Origin of the sequence: Lagierella sp. ICN-221743 (assembly GCF_037890055.1) — a bacterium.
Taxonomy (GTDB): domain Bacteria; phylum Bacillota; class Clostridia; order Tissierellales; family Peptoniphilaceae; genus Mediannikoviicoccus.
The window spans coordinates 1-6,311 of record NZ_JBBKBD010000037.1 but is presented as its reverse complement, the minus strand read 5'-3'; the positions used below and the strand labels follow the sequence as shown (position 1 = coordinate 6,311).

Annotated in this window: 5 protein-coding genes; 3 read left to right on the top strand and 2 right to left on the bottom strand. The window is 34.9% G+C overall.

Annotated features, from left to right (window positions below; all coding sequences use genetic code 11):
* Positions 1-623: 623 nt before the first annotated feature.
* Positions 624-1,481, bottom strand: coding sequence for an IS3 family transposase (locus tag WKS98_RS09685; RefSeq protein ID WP_498918870.1), 858 nt, complete (start codon positions 1,479-1,481; stop codon positions 624-626).
* A 2-nt stretch (positions 1,482-1,483) separates the two neighbouring features.
* Entirely contained in the window at positions 1,484-2,026 is a 543-nt protein-coding gene (locus tag WKS98_RS09680; protein ID WP_498918867.1) for a transposase, read from the bottom strand.
* Positions 2,027-2,258: 232 nt separating this feature from the next.
* Between WKS98_RS09680 and WKS98_RS09675 the strand changes: the two genes are divergently transcribed.
* From WKS98_RS09675 to WKS98_RS09665, 3 genes are all read left to right on the top strand, one after another.
* Complete coding sequence (locus tag WKS98_RS09675; RefSeq protein ID WP_498918868.1) at positions 2,259-3,782, top strand: helicase HerA-like domain-containing protein; 1,524 nt, start codon at positions 2,259-2,261, stop codon at positions 3,780-3,782.
* A 46-nt stretch (positions 3,783-3,828) separates the two neighbouring features.
* Entirely contained in the window at positions 3,829-5,262 is a 1,434-nt protein-coding gene (locus tag WKS98_RS09670) for a pyridoxal phosphate-dependent decarboxylase family protein (RefSeq protein WP_498918865.1), read from the top strand.
* A 102-nt stretch (positions 5,263-5,364) separates the two neighbouring features.
* Positions 5,365-6,300, top strand: a complete 936-nt coding sequence (locus WKS98_RS09665) for a glycosyltransferase family 2 protein (protein ID WP_498918863.1) — start codon at positions 5,365-5,367, stop codon at positions 6,298-6,300.
* Positions 6,301-6,311 lie beyond the last annotated feature (11 nt).

Genomic DNA, 6,311 nt, shown 5'->3' with positions numbered 1-6,311 from the left:
GCCTTTAAAAAGGCGGCAAACATTTGTTGATGTAGGTGTCACCCTACGAAGTATATCGACCTTCCGCTCTGTCATGTTGAGCGAGCGACAGCGAGTCGAAACATCTCGAGATTTTCTTTGAAAATCTCGGCAAAAGTCTCATAATATATTATTTTGTAGGGTTACACCCTACTACCTTTTTATTTCTATTATATTGCATCTTTTTATTCCCCCTTGGGAACCCCCTTTACCTCCCAACGACTTGGGGATACCCCAAACCCCAATGTAAGCTGTAGAAAATCTTGTTGGATTTTCTACTTTGTGCCTTCGGCACTGTAGCTTGGAATGATTACATCTCGCTGTGTCATTCTGAGCGAAAATTTTTGCTTAGCAAAAATTGAAGTCGAAGAATCTCCATACTAAGTATATGTTAGAGGAACAGAATAAATTTAATAATCCAATAGTGTTCGAAGTATGATATTAAAAATAGAAGAAAATCCAACAAGATTTTCTTCATCTCACTAAGCAGGTTTTCAGGACGGCCAGTCCTGAATCGTTTGGAAGGTAAGGAAGAGGGGATTTCAAGGGGAGAACGTTAGAAACCTGTACTGAACCCCAAAACACGGACAACTATTTTTTATATTTTAAGCAGACCTTAGCCTATACTCTACAGGCGAAAGTCCATTTAATTTCTCTTTAATTCTATCTTCATTGTACCATTTGATATATTTTTCTAAAGCTTGCTTTAATTCATCATATGAATTAAAAGTCTCACCATAAAACATTTCTTGTTTGATTATACTAAATAGATTTTCCATCGGGGAATTGTCTAGACAATTCCCTTTTCTAGACATGCTCTGTATTACATTTGCTTCTTCTAATTGATTAACCCAACTATCTATTTGATAGTGTATACCTTGATCTGTATGAACAATCAAGCCGCTTTTGTCATCTACTTTACTAAGAGCTTCTCTTAGTGCTTCACTTGATATATCTTGTGTAGGTCTTCTTCCTATTCTATAGGACGTTACTTCACCATTAAAGGCATCTAGTATTGGCGAAAGGTAAAGTCTTTCTTGTGTTTTGTGTATTCTAAATTCTGTTATGTCGCTTAAGAATAACTCATTTGGCTTATCTCTTTCAAAGTCTCTGTTTACGATGTTATCAGCTACTTTACCTTTTGTTCCTTGGTATGAGTTAAATTTAGCTGTTTTAGTTCTAAATTTTTTAGATAGTACATTTAAAAGTCTCATCAATCTAAGAACTTTTTTATGGTTAACGATTAATCCATCTTTTCTTAATTCTATTGTCATCCTTCTATATCCATATCTTCTTTCAGTTTCACTACTAATTTCTAGTATTTTCTCTTTTATGTGTTTATCTTTATCTTCTGAGTTTTCTAATTTATTTTTCCATTCATAGAAAGATGATTTTGGTAGTTCTGCTATTTTAAGCCACTCTGATACTGTTGTATTTTTGTATTCTTTTAGAAGAGATAATATTGCTATTGTCTTTGCTTTGCTTTTAACTCTTCCTCTAAAAGCAAAGCTTGCAACTTTTTTTCATATTCCATCTTCATGTTTGAAAGTCTTAATTCTTCAGTAAGTTTTTTATTTTCTTCTCTTAGGCGAAGAAGTTCTTCAGCTTCAGTTTCGTTAAGTTTCTTTTTTGGGTTTTGTTTTTCGTTGTTAATCATTGGATTTAAAGCGTTGCCTTTCTTAGAATATTCTCCTTTGATACCACTTTTCTCCCATTTTTGCACTAAACTGTGACTTGAAAGTTTAAAGAGTTTGGTGGTTTCAGAGTGAGTTAAATTGTGATCTTGTTTATATTGTATAACATGCGCTTTAAATTCCCTAGTGTATTTAGTTTTTTCCTTCTTTTTAAAGAAGTGGTCTAATCCAAACATTTCATAATGTGATATCCAGTTGGTTAAGTTTGTTGCGGAAATGTTATTTCTTCTTGCTACTCTATCAATTCCTCCATATTTACCTGATAGATATTCTTTAATTACTTTTACTTTAAAATCCGGACTGTATTGTTTCATAAATTTCTCCTTTATGTGTCCGGATTTATGGGTGCAGTACAACCATACGAAAAGGTTTCTTAGTTCTCCCCTTTGTTAAACGAATAAACATATTATAAATAAATAGGAAGTAGGTTACAGACCTACAAAACAAAATCAAATAAAAAACTTTAATCAAAAAACTTTTCATAGAAAGTTTTTTATCTTTCCCTCTTCATTTTTAATGATATAATATTCCTAAAGGATGGGGATTATTATGGAATTATATTTAGGTAAGGGAAAAAACAACTTTAATATACGAAGTGACAAACTAAACCAGCATGGTGTTATCTCTGGGGCAACGGGCAGTGGAAAGACCGTTACTGTAAAGGTTCTTTGTGAAGAGCTTTCGAGCCTTGGTGTGCCAACTTTTATAAGTGATGTTAAGGGAGATATTATTAATCTTTCTAAGGTTGGTTCTGCCAGTGAAAAGATAAATGAAAGATTACAGGCTTTAGGTTTATCTAACTTTGAATATAGAAACTATCCTATTAATGTTTGGGACATATATAAGGAAGAAGGGATTCCTCTTAGGGTTACTGTGTCGCAGTTTGGTCCTGTGCTTTTATCTGAAGTGCTTGAACTAAATGAAACTCAAGAAGGCGTTTTAAATGTTTTGTTTAGGGTTGCCGATGAGGAAGGGCTTTTACTTTTGGACTTCAAAGATTTAACTCAAATGCTTGACCACTTAAGAAGAAATTCTAAAGAGATTTCTGAAAAGTATGGAAATATTTCACCTTCGTCCATTGCGGCTATTCAAAGAAAGCTTCTTGTGCTTGAGGATGAGGGAGCGAATGAGTTCTTCGGTGAAACTGCAATTGATATAAATGACTTTTTAACAAAGGACGAACTTGGAAATGGATTTGTTAATATACTTAATAGCAAAAGGCTTATGAAAAAGCCAAGGTTATACTGTGCATTTTTAATTTATCTTTTCTCGGAGCTTTTTGAAATACTTCCTGAAGTTGGTAATCCGGAAAAACCTGTTATGGTATTTTTCTTTGATGAAGCCCATTTAATTTTTAATAATATTTCTAAGAATTTACTGGAAAAGATTGTAACTGTTGTTAGGTTAATTCGTTCAAAGGGGGTTGGTGTGTTCTTTATAACTCAAAACCCACTTGATATTCCAAATGAAATTTCTGCACAACTTGGTACAAAGATTATTCATCAACTTAGGGCCTTTTCGCCAAAGGAAGCAAAGGCGGTGAAGGTTATTTCAGAGTCTCTACGACAAAGAGATGGCTTTGATACCATGGATGAGATATTAAACCTTGGTGTTGGTGAAGCGGTTATACAAACCCTTGACGAAAAAAATATTCCAACGGAAGCACAGAAGGTTATTATCAGACCACCGCATAGCTCCTTTGATGTAATATCTTCTTCTGATTTACAATATATTGTTTCAAACTCTGAAATTTTTGAAAAATATAGGGAGACCATAGACAGAGTCTCAGCCTATGAAATCTTATCTGACAAGGTAAAGAAAGAGGAAGAGGAACAAAAACAAGCTCAGCTTGAAGAGGAGAGAAGAAAACAAGAGGAGCTTGATAGAAAAGAAATTGAAAAGATGGAAAAGGAAGCTGAAAAAATCCGCAAGCAGGAAGAACGTGAAAGACGAGAAAAGTATAAATACGTTGACAAGACTGTTAACTCAATCCTTGGAGCCTTTACAAGGCAAATCGGTAGAGAGATGGCAAGGGGTATCTTAGGCTCCTTTAAAAGAAAGAATAGATAGAATGACCACACAGTAGTAGTGGTATAATCCTATTGGGAGGGATAGAATGGAAAATCAAAGAGATGATAAAGAGATTTTATATGATTGGCAGGAAGCTAAAGAGATATTAGCAACTTTAATGCCAAGGCTACTGGATAATCAAGAGAATATTAGGGATTTTGATATAGACAATCCCATACCTTTGGAAAAAGAAGATGAAATTAAAAATATAGAGTTTGGAGAAGAACCAAGGGATGCCCATGAAGTAATCGACCAGATGCATGATCTTGTATATAGATATTCTACAAAACAAAGTCATCCAAAATTTTTCTCCTTTATACCACTGGCATTGTCACCAGCGTCAATAGTGGGAGAAGTTATTAACTCAATCTACTCTCCATATGGAGGGTCCCATGTGCTTTCAGAAGGTGTTGCAACGGCGCAAAAGTGGCTTATTAACTGGATGGGAGAAAACATAGGTTACCCTGTCAAAGAACTTGGCGGACTATTTGTTTCCGGTGGATCAATGGCAAACCTAACTGCATCGGTAATTGCAAAAAATGAAAAGCTTAAAGATGAAGAGATATTAAAGGGAACTGTATATATATCAGACCAAACCCATTCATCCGTTGCAAAGGGCTTTCATATAATGGGAGTGCCTCTAAAAAATATTAGAAAGGTTGAAACTGACGAACTTTTTAGAATAAAACCTGATGCACTTAGAGCGCAAATGAAAAAAGACAAAGAAGAAGGATTTATTCCATTCCTTATTGTAGGAACTGCAGGAACTACAAACACAGGTTCAATCGACCCATTAAACGAACTGGCAGACATTGCAGAAGAATTTGACTCATGGCTTCACATTGACGGTGCATATGGGGCAACGGGAGTTCTTTCATCTTACAAGGACCTATTTAAAGGAATCGAACGAAGTGACTCAGTAAGCTGGGACGGACATAAGTGGCTATTCCAATCATACGGATGCGCTGCAATTATCTGTAAAGATAGACTTGCAATGACAAGAACTTTTAACGCAAACCCAGAGTACTTAAAGGACGTTGCCACAGATGACTCAAAAGTAAACTTCTGGGACATAGGTATAGAACTAACATCTCCAGCAAGGGGAATGAGACTTTGGTACACATTACAAAGAGTGGGACTAAAGGGAATGAGAAGTGCAATCGACACAGGATTTGAATCCGCAAAGTACTTTGAAGAACTATTTAAAGAAGAAGATTACTTCGAAATAGTTTCACCGGCAATGCTTTCATGTATCAACGTTAGATACTATAACGAAAAGTATTCAGAAGAAGAACTAAACGAAATTAACCACAAACTTTCCGAGATGGCAACAAAGAGAAACAAATCAATCTATTACACAACACAACTTAGGGGCAAAACCGTACTAAGATTTTGTGCAATCCATCCATGTTTAACAAAGGAAGATATAAAAGAGGTTGTGGAAAATATAAAGAATGATATAAAAGAATTGAATTTATAGTAAGAGCAGGTGCAATGCACCTGTTTTTTTGTGGAATAAATAACATATAATGGAAAAAGCTTACAAAAACTGATATAATTAAACTTTGAAAGGGGAGGGACTATGAAGAGAGTTTCAGTTATAATGCCCACATGCAAAAGAGAAGTTCCATATATTAAAAGGGCAGTAGAATCTTTGCAAAATCAAACATATGAAAACTTGGAGATTATTATCATAGATGACTCTCCTAAAGATTATGACAGAAGGCATGAGATTAAAGAATACATAGAACAACTACATGACGACAGAATTATATATATACAAAATGAGGTAAACCTTGGTGGAGCCTTGGCGAGAAATGTTGGAATTTTTAAAGCCACAGGAGATTACATAACATTTTTAGACGACGATGATATGTATAAAGAGGAGAAGGTTGCAAAACAGGTTAAGTTTATCGAAGAAAATGACTATGATTTAATTTTCTCCAATATGGAAATCAAAAATGCAAAGGGCGCCGTTATAGACGTAAGGGACTACCACGATATTTGGTCCTTTGAAAATAGCGAGCTATTAAAATATCATATTATGCGCCACGCCACTGGGACACCTACCTATATGTTTAAGGCGGAGAAGCTTAAAGAGATTGGTGGATTTGACCAAGCCATAATGGGACAGGAATTTTACCTGATGCTTAAAGCCATCGAAAATGGATTTAAAATAGGCTATCTTGACGAGTACGACGTGGTGGTGTTTAGACATAAGGGCGAAGCCATATCCACAGGAAGAAATAAAATAAAGGGCGAAAAGATTTTACAAGAGAAAAAGAAAAAGTATTTTCATCTGCTAACAAAAGAGCAAATTCGATTTATAAACATGAGGCACTATGCGGTGCTTGCAGTGGCAAGTAAGAGAAATAAAAAGTATCTTTCATTTATTGGATACTCATTGGTTTCCTTTACAAAAGCACCAATAGCTTGTCTAAAAGAAGCGTATAAATTTATGAGGACGGTTATTATAAATAGAATAACACTTAAAAAGGGAAAGAAAAAAGAAAGCTAAAGGCTTTCTTT

Bases quoted from the DNA above. Each gene is read 5' to 3' on its own strand.
- WKS98_RS09680 (WP_498918867.1), bottom strand. From the start codon at position 2,026: ATGAAACAATACAGTCCGGATTTTAAAGTAAAAGTAATTAAAGAATAT.
- WKS98_RS09670 (WP_498918865.1), top strand. From the start codon at position 3,829: ATGGAAAATCAAAGAGATGATAAAGAGATTTTATATGATTGGCAGGAA.
- WKS98_RS09665 (WP_498918863.1), top strand. From the start codon at position 5,365: ATGAAGAGAGTTTCAGTTATAATGCCCACATGCAAAAGAGAAGTTCCA.